Source organism: Fusibacter sp., assembly GCF_057447755.1.
Genome location: NZ_JBVBZF010000001.1, coordinates 254093 through 270803 on the forward strand (window position 1 = coordinate 254093; position 16711 = coordinate 270803).

Below are 16711 nucleotides of genomic sequence, written 5' to 3' on the forward strand. Positions count from 1 at the left end.
TCCACACCACAAATCACCAAGATTAAAATGGGAATTATAGATTAATGAATACAATTGAAGACTTAATAATTATTTCTTCTGATACCAAAAATGAAGTGGATCAGTATCGATTGAAGAAAATTGATACTGATTTGGTAAATGAATTTCATTTATTATTGGATGGTAAAGGGTGGAATGATCATGTACAAGGTGATATTGTTACCAAAATTATTGATACAGGTGACTCTATTGTGGTAGAGTTTGGAACAATCAAAATTGAACTTGATTATGCTCAAGTTCATGAATTGCGAATAATGCTTGACTTTTTAAATAAGTTGGGTGATAATTGGAGTGAACAATATTTCGAAAAAGTCGAAATATAACTTTTGTAAACAAAACTTCAAAGGAGAAGTACATTATGAGTAAAGGTGTAATTGTAACACTTGGTATCGTTGGAATCTTTGTTCTGATTGGAGCAGTGATTTTTGGTTCTTATGTCAGTGCATACAATTATGGTGCTGATATGGAAACTCGGTTGGAAGCTGAAATGAAGAACAATGAGCAAATTCTTGCCAACTATGGCAAGAAAATCAAAGAGGCTGCTCAAATTCCTTCCATGCAAACTGATGATTTGGTGAAAATTTTCACTGGCACATTGGGTGCTCGTTATGGTAGTGATGGTTCAAAGGCTGCTTTTCAGTGGATTAAAGAACAAAATCCACAGTTGGATCAAAGTACATATCGTAACTTACAGAACTTAATTGAAGGTGGTCGAAATAAGTTTGAGAATTCTCAGACCAAACTTATCGACATTAAACGTCAATATAAGAAAGCACTTCGTACCTTTTGGCAAGGTATGTGGTTGAGAGTTGCAGGTCTTCCAAGCATTGATTTGGATAAGATTGTAGTTGTAACGTCTGAACGAGCAGTCAATGCTTTTGAAACTGGTCGAGAAGAAGCTCTTCAAATTCGATAAACCACTCTGCCATCTTCGGATGGGGACATCTAAGGCGCTCATTTGAGCGCCTTTTTTGTTGGTTCCAATAAATACTAAACAATCATTAGGAGCCTAATATGAGTGATATGTTACGAAGAATGCAAAAAGCAGCAGGAGTTCCTGCTGATAGATGGGTATCTCTTCAAGAATCCGAACAAAAAGAAGCAGTTAAACAAGACGTTGTTTGCCCTTTTTGTGGGTTAAAAATGTCTGCTTCCGAATTTCATGCACATTATATGGAACACCATCATGCTGATGTAATGAAAGCAATGCATGGTGAAAGTGCAGAAGAAGAGGCTAAGGAAGACAACAAAGAAGATGCTAAATCTGCAGAAGATGCGGAAAAAGAAGTGGTTGCAAGGGCCGAAGAAGAACAAGCTAAAAAAGAATCAGTAAAATTTACAAAGGGGCAAAAAGTTGAATATAATGGCTCACACTATCTTGTGGAAGTTCCTGATGCTAAAGATGATTTTATTGGGATCGTTCCTCTTGATAAAGCAGGTCAAGAAGATGCAGTCATGCTCGTCAAAGGAAACCAGTTAAACATTGTCACAGAAGATGTTGAACAGGAAGAACCAATCGTTGAAGAAGTTGTAGTTGAGAAAGAAGTAGTTGAAGAGAAAGCTGAGACTAATACCAACTACTATCTTGATAAGCCAATTGAATGGATGGAAAAGAAGAAACCTGAAGATAAAGTACAGGTTCCTGGAAAAGTCACATCAGCAATTCGTGGTGTATTACGTGATGCTGAAGCAAATATTAAGAAGTATGAAGGTCGTGATGATGGCAAACATCAGTACTTCACTGATTGTCAGAAAGTCATGAAAGAGCTTTTGGATTATTTCTCAGATGCTACTGTTGCAGACTGTAAATTAGCTGCTTTGTACGTTGCTGGTGTTAAATCACCAATCAATACAGAAATTCCAGCAGTTGTTTGGGAATGGTTAATGACTGGAAGTAAACCTTCTTTAAAAGATTACGTTAACGTTGTTAAGGGGAAGTAAGATGGCGTTAAGAGACATTTTTGCAAAAGTACCTAGAATCAAATTTTATCGTATTGATGAATCGAAGGAACAATTAGACGAAGGTGATGTTATTTCAGGCAAGTTTGGTGAAGAACGTCTTAAAGGTTTTAGTCCTGTTGAAATGAGAGCAATCTTACGTGTACTACAGAAAGCAATAGAAGCTGCAGATGATCATGCTGAAAGTGAACCAAACCGAAGAGATCGAGCCGAATACTTACACCTTGCTGAAGACCTTGAAGAAATGTTACGTGAAGTACGTATGGGAAACCGAAGTCAAGCTTATCGTACTTTTCGTCAGTTGGATTCAACAGGTCGTGACTTTCTTGATGATTTTATGGGAAATAGTGCTAAGACATTTTACTCATACTTTAAAACAAGTGCTCCACATAAAAAACCATTACGTAACAAAATAGAGATCTAAAATGAAAATTCGTGAAATTCTAAATGAAGGTGACATGCCACCACAACCTGGACTTAAAGAATTATTTGAATCAATTCCTTCAGGAAAAAGTGTCCTAAGAGATACAGGTCGTGGTAATCACAACAATGCTGAACTCCGACAACATCCAAGTCATTGGTCAATTTCTCGTCCTATCGAAGGGTCAGATGAAAGAGAAATGATTGCTACTGGAAATGAACAACATATCCGCAAGAAATGGAAGGACGTAAAGAATAAACACTTTACAGGTCCTGCTAAACGTAGAGAGTGAGATGAAAGTTCAAGACCTATTTGAAGAAGATTTTTTCAAAAAGAATCCACATATTGATCAATATTCAAAAAAGAACATTGAAGCTAGAATCCGTCAAATAATGTATGATCGTAGATTGTCTGGTGAAAAGAGTAACAACGGTGAACTTCAAATGCTCCGAAATAAATTAAAAGAAATTCAAAAGAAAAATGTGAATGAAAATGTTTCTTCATTTGGTGATAGAAAAGCAAAACGAGACAGATTGGCAAAAATTGATCGAGAACAAAACGACTTTCGACAAAATGTGAAATCAACAGTACGTCAAGCTGTTAGAACACGTAAAATTCCTGCAGATTTAATAATTGAAGCATTATTAAACTGGATGACTCCACAAGATGTATCTGCAGCCTTAGAACAAGCTGATTTAAAGGATTACTTATGAAATTATCAGAGTTATTTGAAGAAGTTATTTCTTTTGAAGAACGTAAACGTAGATCTGAAGAAATTCGTGATCAGAAAGCAAAAGAAGATCGTGGTGTAAAACGAGCTCAACATAAACGCAATGTGGATTTTCTCAAAGGTGAAATGAAAAAACACGATGTACAACAACGTAGAAAATCTATGAAAGTTGTTGAGAAGTGGGACAAAGAAGTAACTGTTGCCAAAAGTGAAAGAGGCAAGTATAAAAATAAAACAATTGCTGAATTGAAGAGCATGTTAAAAAATGCTAAAACGAAAGAAAAGAAGGAAGAACTTAATTTCGCAATTCGAGCAAAACAAAAGGACAAGTGGGGAGAAGTGAAGTGAAAAAATTCCTTGCAGTATCATCAGTTATTATCATCTTTGGTGGTATGATGGTACTTGCAGTTTTACTTCTTTCAAATATTCATTAAGAGAATCAATAAGATAAAAAACTGTTGACATCTTATATAAATAATAGTAATATTAATTCAACATTTGAATTTTAATTTTTAACAAAGGCAGAACAATGAGTTCAAGACATTCACAACAACATATACTCTTTAATCAACCCGAGTGGTCGGTGGGGTTTTGTGCGTCCTCATTGTTACGAGGTTATCGCCCAGAACAGAGAAACGAGCCTTTTGTGGAGAATTTTATAAGTTAAGATTTTCTAAGTTAAGAAACGAATCAAAAGGCTCACTTCGAAAGAACTGAGCCTTTTTTATTGTTTAACGGTTAATATAGTAAGAGCAAGTGGTTGAAATTCCCCCTCCCTATATTAAGCAACCCTTCAGTAAGGTGGTACTTACATGAAGTCCAGGTATGGGATTAGAACCGTAAAACCGGTCACCCGTGAAAGAATAAAGGGATCATTTTGTTTGGTATAAAATGAGTAAGCGCCCTAACTACAAAAGACTTTATCCGAGAAGGGCCGGATATAAACAATAGTCCCTTACGTATACACCTGTCTGCTAACTGGCCTAGGCGATTTGACTTTCAATCAGAGAAATGCGGGTTCGACTCCCGTCAGGTGTACCAATTATTCAATAACAATTTGTTTTAAAGTTCTAATTTCATCTTCAATGGCTTGATGAATTTCAGACAAAAAGAGATTGGCTGCATCATTTGCAGTCTGTTCAATTCTAGCAAGAGTAGGCTTTTTTCCATCTTGATAGACTTTAATTTGAGAAGCCATTACTAGTTGTCTTGCAATCTTTGCAGCAGCTGTTTGATTTTGAAAGATAATTTCCATAACCGTATATATGGTAGAAGTGAGGTGAGTGATGATGTTACGTTATACAGGCATCAGAGAGGAAGGTGCTGATACAGTTGGGTATAGCACACAAGAAGAATGTGAAAAATTTATTATTGAAAAACAAGGTAAGTTGAGTGTCATGTCTGGTTACCATGTTCTAGTACTTCAAGTTGCAAAAGGTAATATACGGTATGTACCTTATTGGATTGATAGTTTTGGGTATGGTGGTCTACGTTTTGACTTAACACATGAAGATGCGTTCGAACATGCAACCAAAGTTGCTGAAGTACCGTTTAGAATTGTTGAAGTTCATTTTGATGTATAAACTATGGCGATGTGGTGGAAAACAGGTATACACGCTAGGCTTAAACCCTAGTGCCTTCGGGATTGAGGGTTCGAACCCCTCCATCGCTACTAACCCTTGATCACAAAGAATTTTTATGTTAAAGTTAATTCTTTGGAGTGAAAAATGAAAAAAATCGTATTTGGAAGTTTCCTACTATTATTAAGTTGTTCTGCTCAAGTGGAAAGTGATCCAGGACCAATTTATGCAAGATGGGTTTGTGATTCACAAGTTGGAATGGGTACTACAATCCGTAGTCCTTGGGTTCCAGCCGAAGATATTAAGATGGATTGCCACACAAATATGTGTTGGTGGGAAAAGTCACCAAGACGTCTTGGTGAGCAAAGACAAGTACATTTCTTAATTCCAAGACCTGGAGATATTTGTCGTTATGAAGAAGCTCAAGGTCGTAAACCTGATGATCGTTTTGAATAAGAGGAAAATGAAATGCCTAAACAACGGGTGAGAGCAAAGGGTGCATCTATTGCACGAAACAAGAACATGCGATTTCGTATTGGTACACGTAAAGGTGGTCAATCTGCAATGGTAATGTCTGTACAACAACTTTTGGAAGCTTTAACTTCTGGATCTACTCGTCCAAGAGACATTCCAAAAATCAAGAAAGTTCTTGAATTGAAAGGTCATACATTGGCTGCATAAAGAATGGGCTGGTTTTAGCTGCGGCGACCCTTGTTTCCAGCACATGAAATAAGAAAAAATGAGGATTATGGGGTGGTGACGAAATTGGCAGACGTCCTTGGCCTGCTAAGCCGAGAGTCCTAGCGTTAATTTAAGTGTACATAGGATTAGCCGATACTTTTGTGTTGATCAGCATTTGTGTCGTGGAATGCAGGTTCGAACCCTGCCCACCCCACTAAATAGTATATGAAATAGGAGATGATTATGTTTTTCAAACCGAAATTCAAGTACTATAAGGATCATAGAGAAACTAAACGATACAAAACTAAGAAACGTATGGCTACAAACGTGTGGTTATATAGTTCACCATTCTTGTTAATTGGAGCAAACGTTATTGCTGGATTAACTCTTTGTTTAATGATTCTTGGTATGTTCACAACATTAATGTTTCTTGATGAAACAAAATAATCTATGGAGGATGCAATAAGGGCTAACTGGTGTGGCCGCCTGACTGTAAATCAGGTCCCTTTGGGCAAGAGGTTCGATTCCATCCTTCCTCCACCAAACACATCATTGTACTAATCGCGAAGTACAATGCAGTAAGGCTGACTACTGGTTTCATGAGCCACAGTCACATGAAAGGGATGTGATACCCTCGCCTTACTACCAACAATGAGCTTATGGTCTAAGTGAAGGGCACCCCCTAGTCTATTGGGGGAGATGAAGGTACGAACTTCTGGGCTCACCAAAACAATCTGTGCGTGGTATAAAGGTATTACTCTTTGTTTGGAACGAAGGAATGAGGGTTCGAGTCCCTCCGCACTGACTTTGACAGAGTGTAATATCAGTCTGGTAGATGGCTCCCCTAGGAAGGGAGAGGTCGTGAGTTCGAATCTCACCACTCTGAATGCTGAAGTTCAGATCGTATCGTTTTGAACTTCATAAATAACTGAAAGAATAACTGTTGGGAGACACTTTCATGTATTTTTATGTTTATAAAATAACCAATAATATAAATGGTATGATTTATATTGGCGTTCATCAGACAGAAAATCTAAATGATGGTTATATGGGATCTGGCCTCCTTCTAAAAAAGGCTCAGAAAAAGTATGGACTCGAAAATTTCTCTAAAGAGATTTTATATGAATGTAATTCTCGTGATGAATTATTTGTAATGGAATCTCAATTAGTTACCCAAGATTTTGTAAACAGTAAACAAACATACAATACTCGATTAGGTGGTCAAGGTGGACCAAAAGAACCTCGAAAAACCGATTATTATCGTTCTGGTGCACACTCCCACAATGTAAAATTAGCACAGAAAAAAGCTAAAGAAAAACATATTTTATTAAAACAACAACGAGTTGACAAATATAATCAAAATCCAGTATTATGTACTCATTGTAAACAACCTTTACTATACGAAAAACACCGTAATAAATTCTGCAGCAAATCTTGTGCAGCAACATTTAATAATACGGGCCGAGTGCCTACAAAAGAACATCGAGCAAATACAGCTCGAACTTTAAGGAAAAAGAATGATTTATGAATTTGACGGCCTAAAATTAAAAGATTGGCTTCCTATATTTTAGGCCCAATATATGCTAGACAACTAACTCCAGCTGACCTTAAAAAAGGAATTGCTAATCTTGATTTGTATTTTTGTGAACGAACAGCTGCTGGTGAAATTTTAATTCAAACGAATATTAAACAAACATCTGCACAATTTATAATCAATGAAAATACTCAAACTGTTATTGGACAAATTGAATGTTGGGATGTTAATGATTCCAATCATGAACCAATAATTTATTTCGCTTTACGAGATGATGATATATTGAAACAACTTTATGTGCGAGTTGTTAATTCTATCTCCGTGTAGCTCAGCTTGTTCAGAGCGCTCGCTTTGGGAGCGAGAGGTCCAAGGTTAGAATCCTTGTACGGAGACCAATTTTTGAGATAGAAATTATGGGTATGGCAAATGAGTGGTTGTTTCAAACAACCCATGAATTAAAACATATTTTGCGTTACTGTTTTATTTACACAAATAAAGATCCTGACACTTATTTGGATTTTACAATTGGTAAATTAAATGTGGATCAATGTCAAACAGTTAAAGAAATTTATACTAAGTTGTGGAATAAATTTCAAGAAATTAATGGTCTAAAAGAATATGTTATCCAAAATTCAAAATATGCTTTTAGCCACTTAAATGAGCCAACTAAAGAATTAAAACGTTTACACAAGTTAAAGTGGAAACTTTGAATACCTAGACGAGCGATACAGTGGGTACGGTGAATAAGAGAGTATGGTATTAGGATCTTATTTGCGAGATGGTTGCACTAGAATTGATCCTCTAGCACAACCATTGACTCGTCGTTTATTTTAATAAATCTCGATCACCTTCATCTTCTTCAATTGAAATGTCACAATGACGATCTTGAAAAAGATTTAGGATACGACAAATAATATATGCAACTTTCCATTTCCATGTGTTGTGTGGTAGACGTAACCATTTTCCAAAACGTGAAGACATTGTTTCGTCAGGATCACCACCAAAAACCGTGTTGAAAAATTGGTCAATTGAAACTAAAATATTCCAGAAATAACGATTCATACTACTCTCCTTGTAAAGTAGTATTTATTTCAAAAGGGTGATATGTTAAAAGTAAACCAAGATTGGCTACAAATGAATTATCAGTATCCAATTAAAGTAATCAAATTACTAATGTTGCTTAGTCATACTCAACATGATTTTGAGGTTGTAAAAGCATATCAAACTATCGTTACAGATGAACAAATATTAGATACTTTTAATTGGATTTGTAAACATTATCCAGAATATGTTATTGAGATGATACCTCATCATCCAAAAATTATAGGATATATAAACAACCCAACAAAAGAAATGCAAAGAGTCCAAAAATTGTGTTGGACTTTATAATGGCGATGTGGTGGAAAATAGGTATACACGCTAGTTTCAAAAACTAGTGCCTTCGGGATTGAGAGTTCGAATCTCTCCATCGCTACCAATAAATACCTCTATGAAATTAGAGGAATTGTTTGAAAATACTGATATGACTTTGGATTTAGAACCAAAGAATGTTCAGTCTATGAGTTTACTGAAAGGTCGCAAACCATTGGGCCAAGGTCAACAGGCTGTTGTTGTTCCTCACCCACGATCAAATACTGTTATTAAAAAAGTACGTATTCCAGGTGGTGATATTCAGGCTGATCCCTACGTTAATTTCTTAAAATTAGTGAAGAAAGTTGATAATCCTTTCTTTCCAACAATTTATAGTGTTAAAGCCTATCGTACACCAAGTACTAAAGGTCGTTTTCGTACTGTTCCAGGTGAATTATTTTTGGTAGTTCACATGGAAAAGTTACATCCTGCAACTCCTAAACTAATTGATTCTATTAAGCAATTACTACCTGAGCTTGGATTTGAAGGTGAAACAGAGTTAAGTAATGACTTATTTGACCAACCAAATTGGAGACGTCAGATACGTGCTAAAACAAAAAATCCTCAACTAAAACAAGCCTTGAGGTTGTTAGAACCAATGTTTCGATTATTTGGTTCTGATTTACATACCCAAAATTGGATGGTTCGACTAACAAGTGTTGGTCCTCAATTAGTAATAATTGATCCATTCTATGATTTTGCAGCAGATTTCTAAATGTCCCGTGCTAACTGTCATCGAAAAGTTCATGCCAATACTTTAACCGTTTCGGAAAGTGACGAATTAGCAAATATAAAATTGATAAATGAAACAATCAATATCCTCGTATACCCTCACGCTACGAACGTGTCGAAAGGTTAATTGGATACATGCAGGTTCGAACCCTGTCGGGGATGCCATTCCAAACACGAAATAGCATAAATGTAATGCACTCCTCGTGAGGAGGAGGTTATCTAGATTAACAACCTAGTTTCGTGACCAGTTTTTTATGGGTACTTATAGATTTCCTTGCATAAATATGTAATAGCAAGGAGATACTAGATGAAAAAAGTAGATTGGCAAAATAGATCCTTTTTAGAGAAAATTATTAAAAGTTCTTTCTGTTATAGCGATGTATTAATTAAATTAAAATTACGAACTGTTGGTCGCAATAATGAAACATTAAAGAAATGGATTGATTACCATAAAATTGATATTTCTCATTTTGATTCATATCGTTCTAGATTGAAGCTTTTACACGAAAAAAACACTATACCTTTAACTGAAATTTTAAGCGGGAAACATCCTCAATACAAAACTTACCATCTAAAACAACGCCTTTTAAAGGAAGGTTTAAAGAAAAATTGTTGTGAACAATGTGGATTGACTAATATCTGGAATAACAAACCAATCGCTATTCAACTTGACCACATAAATGGGAATAGTACTGATCATAGATTAGAAAATCTAAGAATGTTGTGTCCAAATTGCCACAGTCAGACAGCGACATTTGCTGGTAAAAACAAATAGTAAGGGGTAGACAAATTGGTAAAGTCATCTGCCTTTGAAGCAGAGGTTTGTGGGTTCGAAGCCCACCCCCTTATCCAATTACTTACATGCAAGATGTTTGTACTTAATGGAGTCATGACCATTAAACTAAACTGATTGTCGCTTGGTGGTTATACTAGTTGACTAAGATCAGAATAAGAATAGCTGAGTTTTGATTATGTAAGTAGTTTTAAATAGGTCTGTAGTTTAACGGAATAACACTTGGCTCTGAACCAAGAAGCGAAGGTTCGACTCCTTCCAGACCTGCCAATAGGCCTATGGTGTAATGGTAACACACAACGCTTTGAACGTTGAACCCCTGGTTCGATTCCAGGTGGGCCTTCCAATATGGATCTGTAGCTCAGTTTTTGGTAGAGCACTTGCCTGAAGAGCTTGGTGTCGTGGGTTCGAGTCCCTCCAGATCCACCAAATAGAATGTTGTGTATGGTGTAGCGGATAGCACGTCGGCGTGGAAGTCGAAAGCACGAGTTCGAATCTCGTTACATAGCTTAGACAGGGTAGTAGCTGTCGACAGTGGGCCAACATATATCATCTACTACTGGTATATGACGGTCCAACGTTATTAATGGATCAGTAGCTGATGTGGTCTTAGCGCTCGGTTGAAGCCCGAGAGATGTCCGTTCAATTCGGACCTGATCTACCAAACTAATCTAGTGTATCGCTATCGAAAGATAGAGGAAGCTCAGGACACACTCGGAACCTGTAGGAGGTTAAAACCGTTTTACTACTGATACCGAAAGGGAGTGTGCAACACAAACAGACCGAGATAAGTTCCATTCTATGAGGTCGGGTTGTGGCTTAGATGAATGATACACCTCGACAGAATCCTGGCTATCGGATTAGTACAAACAATGGCGACGTGGTGGAACTTTGGTATACACGCTAGTCTTAGAAACTAGTGCCTTCGGGATTGAGGGTTCGAACCCCTCCGTCGCTACCAAAATAAAATGCTTGGGTGGTGTAACTGGAAGCACGACGGGGCTTATAACCCTGAACACTAGATAGGTGGTTAGCAAGAGTTCGATTCTCTTCCCAAGTACTGAATTTTAGTAGATAATGCATTTATGATTAAAAATGTTATTATTATGATTTTATCGATAGGGTTAATTGTTGTAATTGATGCCTTTGAAGAAATTCGACCGAATAAAATGTCTGTCAGAGTTCACTGGGTTGTGCATCAAAATTTGCAATCTGTGCACAATTACTGTGGTTCAGATGAAGATCCTGAGTTGCTTAAAACTTGGACAATTCATGGTTGTGCAACATTTGATTTAGTTCGTCACACTTGTACGATACATGCTGTCGAACCTGACCCCAAACAAGAAGAAGGTGTATTAATGACATATCTTGGTCATGAATTATATCACTGTTTTGTTGGGCAATTTCATCCAACGATGGCTGAAAAAGAAAAGCAACGTTTAGAAGAAGAGAAGAAAAAACAACAGGATCAACAATCTTTTCCAAAAGGATTAGATTGGAATAGAGTTCCCTAATTATGGACCGTTGGTGTAATGATAGCATGAGTAGCTCCAAACTACTTGGCAGAGGTTCGATTCCTTTACGGTCTGCCAATATTTCAGTAAATAAGATAATGGTTGCTGCATTTTTTGCTATACTACTCATTATCTTAGGGATAACTGATGGTTTAATGACCATTATGATTATCCAAGCAGGAATGGGTTATGAACTAAATCCAATTATGGGGTTATTCATTAATAATGACCCTTTTGCTTTTCTATTAGTAAAATTATTTGTTGCAATTGGTTTCACATGGTACGTCTATCATTATGGAGATGGTAGATACAAATGGTGTAATAGGGAATTGATTTTACCCCTATTATGCATACCATATATGTTTATCGTAGGGATACAAATTGCGCATCTTATATCTTAGTTTGATATTATTGGTTAGTTGTTCGACACCTTTAGTAGATCCAACTCCTATTAATAATGAAACCCATATTAAATGGGTTCGTCATAAAGATTTGTTTGAACTTGAAAAAGCATGTGTAAAGGTTGCTCCCAGACCCAACAAATTCTTTGAATATCATGGTTGTGCAACGTTTAATCTAAAAACAAAAGAATGTATAATTCATACATTAAATCCTCAAGAATATATTGGTGAGGACATGGCTTACTTAGGTCATGAAGTTAAACATTGTTTTGATGGGAATTTTCACAAATGAGTATTGATTATAGAGATATGGATCGTGATATGGGTGATCTAGAAACTGCCCTAGAAGGTATTGAAAATTATTTGGAAAATTCAAAAACTGAATTGTACAATGTACAGAATTCATACGAAAATTTACAAACACAATACGAAGAAATCGTAAGTGAACGAGATTCGCTGGAAAGTGAAGTAGAAGATTTGCAGGGAATGAATGAAGACCTGCAAAGTCAATTATTTCATGCTCATAATGAAATTGATGCCTTGAACGAAGTCATTTCTGAATATGAGAAAAATGAAAAGCCTTCAAATAAATTTGAAGCCCATTCACAAATTTTAAGAGATATGCTTGAATAATGGAAACTGTTAAAGAGAAACAAACCGAAAAGCAAAAATTAAAACCACCTAGTAACTATAATGTCATTTTAATTAATGATGATTTTACTCCAATGGATTTTGTTGTTAGTGTTTTAGTTCAACTGTTTAATCATCCAATTGAGAAAGCTAATAAAATCATGTTAGACATTCACAACAAAGGTGAAGGTGTAGCTGGCTCTTATACAAAGGAAATAGCCGAAACAAGAGTTGCTCAAGTAAATAATATCGCTCAGCATTATGGGCATCCACTTAAAGCAGATATTAAACAAATTTAATGCCCCATCCTGTGGATTCAGGACGTGAGTCTTCTAAGCTCGTAGTCGAGGGTTCGATTCCTTCATGGGGTGCCAAATATAAAGAATGAAATTCATGATAGTTAGAGGTGTAACTGTTGATGGACGAAAATTTCGTCCAAGCACATGGATTGAAATGATTGCAGGTAATTTTGCAACATTCAAAAACGGAAGATTAAAATGGAATGACCATATTTTTCCTGGAATGTGGGAGTTCGACGGACAAGTTGAAAAAGTATTGTGTTTAACTGATGCTATACGTTATTTTCATCCTGAAATTGAAGACTTTGTTCGTGAGTTCGTTAAAGAAAACAATTTAATAATGGAAGAGTAATCCGAGTTTGGACTAGCGGAGCCTACCTCGAAAATAGGTTGTGTAGAGATACACGTGCAGGTTCGAATCCTGTCTCTTCCGCCAAAAAAATATCTATGGTGTCTGTAGCATAATTGGAATAATGCCTCTGACTGTGAATCAGAAAGATGCGAGTTCGAGTCTCGTTGGACACCCCAATCACATAAATAATCCTATGAAATTACAAGACCTTTTTGAATCACCATCGGATATTACGAAGATTGTTAGTCATGCACGTAACTTGACTACATTTCTTCAACAATTAGTTCGTGTTGCTCAAGACGCTTATGATCGTCATGGTGATATGAAAAAAGTTCGAATGATCTTGGGATCGCAAAAAAGTAGATGGTTTTCAGCTAATTATCCCGTTCGTAGAAAAGAATCTACTATTCAAGGTACTTTAGAATTATTTAAAAGCAGTACAGCAAAAAAACTTGCAAACCTAAAACTATATGCTCAAACAGCCAACGAAGATCAAGAATCACGTAGTTCACATTTAGATACACTTGCTGAACAATTACCAAACGTTTTACGTGGACTTGCATCACAAGCTGATAAAAATTCTCGTCAGCAATTGTTATCAGCTGCTGATGGTTTGATAAATGCTTATGACAGATTTATAACCAAGCTAACTGACTTAAAAACTCAGGGAATGGCAAAACGTCCTGAGAAGATTAAGAAAGTTAAACAAGAAAATTTGCTTGGAAAACAAAATAGTAGTGCTGAAGACGTTGTAAATGAACTAATTCGTACAAAGATTCCAAAAGAATTGCGAGGTGATATTCGTAAAACTATTTCTCGAATGGGTAGCAATAAACTACAAGCATTAATGAAAATCATGCATGATATGGGTATACACGAAAGTGTTGAAATGGATCCAATAAGGTTCTTAAAGATTGTTAACAAAGCAATCGAACGTAGACGTAAAGAGCAAGTTAACCCAACCGAAAAGTATCCAAAAATCAAAAAGGATAAGAAAGATAAAGATCCTGACGACCCAAAAGGTCAAAATGTTGATGAGTATGCATAATGTTGTTGTCTGAATTAAAACAAGTTCAAAAAAGAACAAAACACTTAGATCGTAAAGCATTATATCCTAATGAATTGGGGACAGGGGCTGATGCTGAAGTATATCAGCACCCAAAGAAATCGAATACTGTTGTCAAGTTTGCATTTGTTCGTAATCCTAAACACGATGGGTTTGTTGATTATGTAAAGATGATAGAGCAACACAAAGATAATATCTTTTTTCCCAGAATTTATACAGCTAAATTGTATGATCATAGTAATCCAAAATATGAGGATGAAGACTATAACTTGGTTGTAACAATGGAAAAGTTAATACCACTAAATCATCCAAAAGTAGCTCACATGCGTGATGAATTGTTGAAATCTATTGGAATATCAGAAAAAGATTTGGCTGACATGAGAGATTTATTTGGAACACGTGAAGCTGATTCTCACGAAACTTTACGATTAAAAGCAAAATTTTCATCGCCAAGATGGCGTAGACGATTAATGGCTGTATCAACGAACGATGAGTTCAAACGTGCATTACAATTGTTAGAACCATTAATGAGTAAGTATGCTACTGATTTACATTTGAATAATTTTATGGTACGATTAACTGGAACTGGGCCACAATTGGTAATTACAGATCCATTTTATACAGAAAATCCTGCAGAACATCGCAAAGGATTAAATAATCGTATTAGATTCATGCAAAATCAAAAAGGAATAAGATAAATTACTACCCTCTTAGCTCAACTGGATAGAGTACTCGGCTTCGAACCGAGAGGTTGCGGGTTCAAATCCTGCAGGGGGTGCCAAACATTGGAAGAATAAGCCGAGTTGGACTAGCGGCGACTGCCTTGAAAGCAGAGGGCCTGTGATGAGCAGGTGTGTGGGTTCGAGTCCCACTTCTTCCGCCAATTGCATAAATAAACTTATGGATAGAAATCGTTTACTAGAATTAGCAGGTGTTGACTCTTCAAACAAAATAGATGAAGGTCTTGGTAGTGATGAAGTTTACAATACTTTGTTTAAATTAGCTGAACAAGCCGATGCAGCACGTCGTGGTTTGGGCATCGCAAATAAATTGCGTGATCCTGCAGATCGTCGTAAGCATCGTAGCCGAATTATGACGAATCTTAATAGAATGCGTGCGTTAATTCGTAAAGCTGAACAGGCTTTGGATGCTGAATTAAATGGTGAACAATCCATGTCTGACGAAATGCCAGATGATAATGCGGGTATGATGTAAAGGTAGCCTGGAACCTTGCCAAGGTTTTCGTGAGGGTTCAATTCCCTCTACCCGCTCCAACAATCGCGGAATAGAGAAGAGGTTATCTCACCGGGCTCATAACTCGGAGATCGTGTGGTTCAAATCCCACTTCCGCTACCAATTCCATGAAGAAAAAAGACGCTGAAACAATAAAAGTCCTAACCCAATTAGGGTTACGCCAAGACCAACAATTAACTCCTGAACAGGAACAAATGTTGAAGAATGCTCTTGACCCCCAAGAAGATTATCTCGAAAAGATCAAAAAATTATTTGAACCTACTGACAAATAGTTTCTTTTCCTGTATACTATTCGAATGAATAGTTTGCTTACAAGAGATCAATTTCGCACCCAAGTATTCAGTCGAGACAAATATAGATGTGTTGTTTGTGGTCAACCTGCAAAAGATGCTCATCATATACTCGAACGTCGCTTATGGCCCGATGGTGGTTATTATTTGAATAATGGTGCATCTGTCTGTGAAACTCATCACTTAGAGTGTGAGATGACTACAATCTCTGTTGAAAAAATTCGTGAACTTTGTGGAATAATAAAACCTATCTTACCACCTCATCTTTATGATGATCAGATTTACGATAAATGGGGAAATATTATTCAACCAAACGGTCAGCGACTAAAAGGTGAATTATTCTACGATGAAAGTATTCAAAAAATTCTTGGTAGAGGTCAAGTTTTAGATCTGTTTACTACTCATATTAAATATCCAAGAACATATCATTTACCTTGGTCTCAAGGTATGCACGATGATGATCGAATGATGCCTAACACTGACATGTTTAAAGGTGAACGTGTTATTGTTACAGAAAAAATGGATGGTGAAAATACAACAATGTATAATAACCATATTCATGCTAGATCGATTGATAGTGTAAACCACGAAAGTAGGAATTGGGTTAAAAACTTTTGGTCTCACATTAGTTATGAGATTCCTGATAATTGGCGAATATGTGGCGAAAACATGTTTGCTGAACATTCCATTCATTATGATAACTTAAGTAGTTATTTTTATGGTTTTTCAATTTGGGAAAATGATATTTGTTTGAGTTGGGATGAGACTTTAGAATTTTTTGATATACTTGAAATAGAAACCGTACCTGTTTTGTATGATGGTCCATTTGATGATCTTCTTGTAGAGAATCTTTGGGATGATGCAATGCATGGATCACATGAAGGTTATGTGATGAGGTTAGCTGATTCATTTGCTATGAAGGATTTTCGTTTTTGTGTTGGAAAATTTGTTCGTAAAAATCATATCAATACAGTTAAACACTGGATGCATGGTCAACGAATAGTCACCAACAAATTAAAATATTAA

The 16711-nt window shown here is 36.3% G+C and carries 28 protein-coding genes and 23 tRNA genes; 49 read left to right on the top strand and 2 right to left on the bottom strand.

Annotation, left to right across the window (positions count from 1 at the left end; genetic code table 11):
- The first annotated feature begins 44 nt into the window (after positions 1-44).
- The 8 genes from AC220I_RS01955 to AC220I_RS01990 all read left to right on the top strand — a co-directional run bounded on the left by AC220I_RS01955 (position 45) and on the right by AC220I_RS01990 (position 4190).
- Positions 45-362, top strand: a complete 318-nt coding sequence (locus tag AC220I_RS01955; RefSeq protein ID WP_486722157.1) for a hypothetical protein — start codon at positions 45-47, stop codon at positions 360-362.
- A 35-nt stretch (positions 363-397) separates the two neighbouring features.
- On the top strand, positions 398-955 hold the full coding sequence (locus AC220I_RS01960; protein WP_486722158.1) for a hypothetical protein: 558 nt from the start codon (positions 398-400) through the stop codon (positions 953-955).
- A gap of 98 nt (positions 956-1053) precedes the next feature.
- Entirely contained in the window at positions 1054-1980 is a 927-nt protein-coding gene (locus AC220I_RS01965) for a hypothetical protein (protein WP_486722159.1), read from the top strand.
- A gap of 1 nt (position 1981) precedes the next feature.
- Positions 1982-2422 carry a hypothetical protein gene (locus AC220I_RS01970; RefSeq protein WP_486722160.1) on the top strand — a complete coding sequence of 147 codons (441 nt, stop codon included), beginning with the start codon at positions 1982-1984 and terminating at the stop codon, positions 2420-2422.
- Between the two features lies 1 nt (position 2423).
- Complete coding sequence (locus AC220I_RS01975; protein WP_486722161.1) at positions 2424-2711, top strand: hypothetical protein; 288 nt, start codon at positions 2424-2426, stop codon at positions 2709-2711.
- Position 2712: 1 nt separating this feature from the next.
- Entirely contained in the window at positions 2713-3132 is a 420-nt protein-coding gene (locus AC220I_RS01980; protein ID WP_486722162.1) for a hypothetical protein, read from the top strand.
- Positions 3129-3497: a hypothetical protein gene (locus tag AC220I_RS01985; RefSeq protein ID WP_486722163.1), complete on the top strand. Its 369-nt coding sequence runs from the start codon at positions 3129-3131 to the stop codon at positions 3495-3497. Before AC220I_RS01980 ends, AC220I_RS01985 begins: the two co-directional genes overlap by 4 nt.
- Before the next feature lie 615 nt (positions 3498-4112).
- Positions 4113-4190, top strand: a tRNA-Glu gene (locus AC220I_RS01990).
- 1 nt (position 4191) lies between these two features.
- Here the strand turns inward: AC220I_RS01990 and AC220I_RS01995 are convergent.
- A complete protein-coding gene (locus tag AC220I_RS01995; RefSeq protein ID WP_486722164.1) occupies positions 4192-4404 on the bottom strand; it encodes a hypothetical protein in 213 nt (70 codons plus the stop codon).
- A 31-nt stretch (positions 4405-4435) separates the two neighbouring features.
- Here AC220I_RS01995 and AC220I_RS02000 point away from each other — a divergent pair, with 31 nt between their 5' ends.
- From AC220I_RS02000 to AC220I_RS02055, 12 genes are all read left to right on the top strand, one after another.
- Complete coding sequence (locus AC220I_RS02000) at positions 4436-4732, top strand: hypothetical protein (protein WP_486722165.1); 297 nt, start codon at positions 4436-4438, stop codon at positions 4730-4732.
- A 5-nt stretch (positions 4733-4737) separates the two neighbouring features.
- Positions 4738-4821, top strand: a tRNA-Leu gene (locus AC220I_RS02005).
- 55 nt (positions 4822-4876) lie between these two features.
- Positions 4877-5185 (top strand): hypothetical protein, encoded by a 309-nt coding sequence (locus tag AC220I_RS02010; protein ID WP_486722166.1) that lies wholly within the window; start codon positions 4877-4879, stop codon positions 5183-5185.
- A 12-nt stretch (positions 5186-5197) separates the two neighbouring features.
- Positions 5198-5410 (top strand): hypothetical protein, encoded by a 213-nt coding sequence (locus AC220I_RS02015; RefSeq protein ID WP_486722167.1) that lies wholly within the window; start codon positions 5198-5200, stop codon positions 5408-5410.
- Between the two features lie 69 nt (positions 5411-5479).
- Positions 5480-5624, top strand: a tRNA-Ser gene (locus AC220I_RS02020).
- A gap of 238 nt (positions 5625-5862) precedes the next feature.
- Positions 5863-5953, top strand: a tRNA-Tyr gene (locus AC220I_RS02025).
- Between the two features lie 191 nt (positions 5954-6144).
- A tRNA-Pro gene (locus AC220I_RS02030) sits at positions 6145-6215 on the top strand.
- A 6-nt stretch (positions 6216-6221) separates the two neighbouring features.
- A tRNA-Pro gene (locus AC220I_RS02035) sits at positions 6222-6296 on the top strand.
- Between the two features lie 72 nt (positions 6297-6368).
- A complete protein-coding gene (locus AC220I_RS02040; protein WP_486722168.1) occupies positions 6369-6938 on the top strand; it encodes a GIY-YIG nuclease family protein in 570 nt (189 codons plus the stop codon).
- Positions 6939-6962: 24 nt separating this feature from the next.
- Positions 6963-7271 carry a hypothetical protein gene (locus tag AC220I_RS02045; RefSeq protein WP_486722169.1) on the top strand — a complete coding sequence of 103 codons (309 nt, stop codon included), beginning with the start codon at positions 6963-6965 and terminating at the stop codon, positions 7269-7271.
- Positions 7262-7339 (top strand) — tRNA-Pro (locus AC220I_RS02050). Before AC220I_RS02045 ends, AC220I_RS02050 begins: the two co-directional genes overlap by 10 nt.
- Before the next feature lie 18 nt (positions 7340-7357).
- Positions 7358-7654 carry a hypothetical protein gene (locus AC220I_RS02055; protein ID WP_486722170.1) on the top strand — a complete coding sequence of 99 codons (297 nt, stop codon included), beginning with the start codon at positions 7358-7360 and terminating at the stop codon, positions 7652-7654.
- A gap of 115 nt (positions 7655-7769) precedes the next feature.
- Here the strand turns inward: AC220I_RS02055 and AC220I_RS02060 are convergent, their stop codons facing one another.
- Positions 7770-8006 carry a hypothetical protein gene (locus AC220I_RS02060; RefSeq protein WP_486722171.1) on the bottom strand — a complete coding sequence of 79 codons (237 nt, stop codon included), beginning with the start codon at positions 8004-8006 and terminating at the stop codon, positions 7770-7772.
- A gap of 72 nt (positions 8007-8078) precedes the next feature.
- On the opposite strand from AC220I_RS02060, the gene AC220I_RS02065 reads away from it, so the two are divergent.
- The 29 genes from AC220I_RS02065 (at position 8079) to AC220I_RS02205 (ending at position 16711) form a co-directional block, all read left to right on the top strand.
- Positions 8079-8333, top strand: coding sequence for a hypothetical protein (locus tag AC220I_RS02065; protein WP_486722172.1), 255 nt, complete (start codon positions 8079-8081; stop codon positions 8331-8333).
- 1 nt (position 8334) lies between these two features.
- Positions 8335-8421 (top strand) — tRNA-Leu (locus tag AC220I_RS02070).
- A gap of 12 nt (positions 8422-8433) precedes the next feature.
- Entirely contained in the window at positions 8434-9069 is a 636-nt protein-coding gene (locus AC220I_RS02075; RefSeq protein WP_486722173.1) for a hypothetical protein, read from the top strand.
- 324 nt (positions 9070-9393) lie between these two features.
- Entirely contained in the window at positions 9394-9861 is a 468-nt protein-coding gene (locus AC220I_RS02080) for an HNH endonuclease (protein ID WP_486722174.1), read from the top strand.
- Positions 9862-9938 (top strand) — tRNA-Gln (locus AC220I_RS02085).
- Positions 9939-10075: 137 nt separating this feature from the next.
- Positions 10076-10149 (top strand) — tRNA-Gln (locus AC220I_RS02090).
- A gap of 2 nt (positions 10150-10151) precedes the next feature.
- A tRNA-Gln gene (locus AC220I_RS02095) sits at positions 10152-10225 on the top strand.
- Between the two features lie 4 nt (positions 10226-10229).
- Positions 10230-10308 (top strand) — tRNA-Phe (locus tag AC220I_RS02100).
- A gap of 159 nt (positions 10309-10467) precedes the next feature.
- A tRNA-Phe gene (locus AC220I_RS02105) sits at positions 10468-10543 on the top strand.
- Between the two features lie 210 nt (positions 10544-10753).
- Positions 10754-10840, top strand: a tRNA-Leu gene (locus AC220I_RS02110).
- 9 nt (positions 10841-10849) lie between these two features.
- Positions 10850-10939, top strand: a tRNA-Ile gene (locus AC220I_RS02115).
- Positions 10940-10964: 25 nt separating this feature from the next.
- A complete protein-coding gene (locus AC220I_RS02120) occupies positions 10965-11393 on the top strand; it encodes a hypothetical protein (protein WP_486722175.1) in 429 nt (142 codons plus the stop codon).
- 4 nt (positions 11394-11397) lie between these two features.
- Positions 11398-11471 (top strand) — tRNA-Trp (locus AC220I_RS02125).
- 20 nt (positions 11472-11491) lie between these two features.
- On the top strand, positions 11492-11794 hold the full coding sequence (locus AC220I_RS02130) for a DUF5658 family protein (RefSeq protein ID WP_486722176.1): 303 nt from the start codon (positions 11492-11494) through the stop codon (positions 11792-11794).
- A 288-nt stretch (positions 11795-12082) separates the two neighbouring features.
- Positions 12083-12427 carry a hypothetical protein gene (locus tag AC220I_RS02135; protein WP_486722177.1) on the top strand — a complete coding sequence of 115 codons (345 nt, stop codon included), beginning with the start codon at positions 12083-12085 and terminating at the stop codon, positions 12425-12427.
- Positions 12427-12723 (top strand): ATP-dependent Clp protease adapter ClpS, encoded by a 297-nt coding sequence (gene clpS / locus AC220I_RS02140; protein ID WP_486722178.1) that lies wholly within the window; start codon positions 12427-12429, stop codon positions 12721-12723. Before AC220I_RS02135 ends, clpS begins: the two co-directional genes overlap by 1 nt.
- Position 12724: 1 nt before the next feature.
- Positions 12725-12798, top strand: a tRNA-Arg gene (locus tag AC220I_RS02145).
- Between the two features lie 10 nt (positions 12799-12808).
- The gene (locus tag AC220I_RS02150; RefSeq protein ID WP_486722179.1) at positions 12809-13075 is read left to right on the top strand and encodes a DUF3579 domain-containing protein; all 267 of its coding nucleotides are present in this window, start codon (positions 12809-12811) and stop codon (positions 13073-13075) included.
- Positions 13066-13159, top strand: a tRNA-Ser gene (locus AC220I_RS02155). Before AC220I_RS02150 ends, AC220I_RS02155 begins: the two co-directional genes overlap by 10 nt.
- Positions 13160-13173: 14 nt before the next feature.
- A tRNA-His gene (locus tag AC220I_RS02160) sits at positions 13174-13251 on the top strand.
- Between the two features lie 17 nt (positions 13252-13268).
- A complete protein-coding gene (locus AC220I_RS02165) occupies positions 13269-14123 on the top strand; it encodes a hypothetical protein (protein ID WP_486722180.1) in 855 nt (284 codons plus the stop codon).
- Positions 14123-14839: a hypothetical protein gene (locus tag AC220I_RS02170; protein ID WP_486722181.1), complete on the top strand. Its 717-nt coding sequence runs from the start codon at positions 14123-14125 to the stop codon at positions 14837-14839. The genes AC220I_RS02165 and AC220I_RS02170 overlap by 1 nt, the downstream gene beginning before the upstream one ends.
- A 6-nt stretch (positions 14840-14845) precedes the next feature.
- Positions 14846-14922, top strand: a tRNA-Arg gene (locus AC220I_RS02175).
- A gap of 6 nt (positions 14923-14928) precedes the next feature.
- Positions 14929-15024 (top strand) — tRNA-Ser (locus AC220I_RS02180).
- Between the two features lie 17 nt (positions 15025-15041).
- The gene (locus tag AC220I_RS02185) at positions 15042-15356 is read left to right on the top strand and encodes a hypothetical protein (protein WP_486722182.1); all 315 of its coding nucleotides are present in this window, start codon (positions 15042-15044) and stop codon (positions 15354-15356) included.
- Positions 15342-15415, top strand: a tRNA-Gly gene (locus tag AC220I_RS02190). Before AC220I_RS02185 ends, AC220I_RS02190 begins: the two co-directional genes overlap by 15 nt.
- 5 nt (positions 15416-15420) lie before the next feature.
- Positions 15421-15497: transfer RNA gene (locus AC220I_RS02195), tRNA-Met, on the top strand.
- A 5-nt stretch (positions 15498-15502) separates the two neighbouring features.
- Positions 15503-15667, top strand: a complete 165-nt coding sequence (locus AC220I_RS02200) for a hypothetical protein (RefSeq protein WP_486722183.1) — start codon at positions 15503-15505, stop codon at positions 15665-15667.
- 165 nt (positions 15668-15832) lie between these two features.
- Positions 15833-16711, top strand: a complete 879-nt coding sequence (locus AC220I_RS02205) for an RNA ligase family protein (RefSeq protein ID WP_486722184.1) — start codon at positions 15833-15835, stop codon at positions 16709-16711.

Bases quoted from the DNA above. Each gene is read 5' to 3' on its own strand.
- AC220I_RS01955 (WP_486722157.1), top strand. From the start codon at position 45: ATGAATACAATTGAAGACTTAATAATTATTTCTTCTGATACCAAAAAT.
- AC220I_RS01960 (WP_486722158.1), top strand. From the start codon at position 398: ATGAGTAAAGGTGTAATTGTAACACTTGGTATCGTTGGAATCTTTGTT.
- AC220I_RS01965 (WP_486722159.1), top strand. From the start codon at position 1,054: ATGAGTGATATGTTACGAAGAATGCAAAAAGCAGCAGGAGTTCCTGCT.
- AC220I_RS01970 (WP_486722160.1), top strand. From the start codon at position 1,982: ATGGCGTTAAGAGACATTTTTGCAAAAGTACCTAGAATCAAATTTTAT.
- AC220I_RS01975 (WP_486722161.1), top strand. From the start codon at position 2,424: ATGAAAATTCGTGAAATTCTAAATGAAGGTGACATGCCACCACAACCT.
- AC220I_RS01980 (WP_486722162.1), top strand. From the start codon at position 2,713: ATGAAAGTTCAAGACCTATTTGAAGAAGATTTTTTCAAAAAGAATCCA.
- AC220I_RS01985 (WP_486722163.1), top strand. From the start codon at position 3,129: ATGAAATTATCAGAGTTATTTGAAGAAGTTATTTCTTTTGAAGAACGT.
- AC220I_RS01995 (WP_486722164.1), bottom strand. From the start codon at position 4,404: ATGGAAATTATCTTTCAAAATCAAACAGCTGCTGCAAAGATTGCAAGA.
- AC220I_RS02000 (WP_486722165.1), top strand. From the start codon at position 4,436: ATGATGTTACGTTATACAGGCATCAGAGAGGAAGGTGCTGATACAGTT.
- AC220I_RS02010 (WP_486722166.1), top strand. From the start codon at position 4,877: ATGAAAAAAATCGTATTTGGAAGTTTCCTACTATTATTAAGTTGTTCT.
- AC220I_RS02015 (WP_486722167.1), top strand. From the start codon at position 5,198: ATGCCTAAACAACGGGTGAGAGCAAAGGGTGCATCTATTGCACGAAAC.
- AC220I_RS02040 (WP_486722168.1), top strand. From the start codon at position 6,369: ATGTATTTTTATGTTTATAAAATAACCAATAATATAAATGGTATGATT.
- AC220I_RS02055 (WP_486722170.1), top strand. From the start codon at position 7,358: ATGGGTATGGCAAATGAGTGGTTGTTTCAAACAACCCATGAATTAAAA.
- AC220I_RS02060 (WP_486722171.1), bottom strand. From the start codon at position 8,006: ATGAATCGTTATTTCTGGAATATTTTAGTTTCAATTGACCAATTTTTC.
- AC220I_RS02065 (WP_486722172.1), top strand. From the start codon at position 8,079: ATGAATTATCAGTATCCAATTAAAGTAATCAAATTACTAATGTTGCTT.
- AC220I_RS02075 (WP_486722173.1), top strand. From the start codon at position 8,434: ATGAAATTAGAGGAATTGTTTGAAAATACTGATATGACTTTGGATTTA.
- AC220I_RS02080 (WP_486722174.1), top strand. From the start codon at position 9,394: ATGAAAAAAGTAGATTGGCAAAATAGATCCTTTTTAGAGAAAATTATT.
- AC220I_RS02120 (WP_486722175.1), top strand. From the start codon at position 10,965: ATGATTAAAAATGTTATTATTATGATTTTATCGATAGGGTTAATTGTT.
- AC220I_RS02130 (WP_486722176.1), top strand. From the start codon at position 11,492: ATGGTTGCTGCATTTTTTGCTATACTACTCATTATCTTAGGGATAACT.
- AC220I_RS02135 (WP_486722177.1), top strand. From the start codon at position 12,083: ATGAGTATTGATTATAGAGATATGGATCGTGATATGGGTGATCTAGAA.
- clpS (WP_486722178.1), top strand. From the start codon at position 12,427: ATGGAAACTGTTAAAGAGAAACAAACCGAAAAGCAAAAATTAAAACCA.
- AC220I_RS02150 (WP_486722179.1), top strand. From the start codon at position 12,809: ATGAAATTCATGATAGTTAGAGGTGTAACTGTTGATGGACGAAAATTT.
- AC220I_RS02165 (WP_486722180.1), top strand. From the start codon at position 13,269: ATGAAATTACAAGACCTTTTTGAATCACCATCGGATATTACGAAGATT.
- AC220I_RS02170 (WP_486722181.1), top strand. From the start codon at position 14,123: ATGTTGTTGTCTGAATTAAAACAAGTTCAAAAAAGAACAAAACACTTA.
- AC220I_RS02185 (WP_486722182.1), top strand. From the start codon at position 15,042: ATGGATAGAAATCGTTTACTAGAATTAGCAGGTGTTGACTCTTCAAAC.
- AC220I_RS02200 (WP_486722183.1), top strand. From the start codon at position 15,503: ATGAAGAAAAAAGACGCTGAAACAATAAAAGTCCTAACCCAATTAGGG.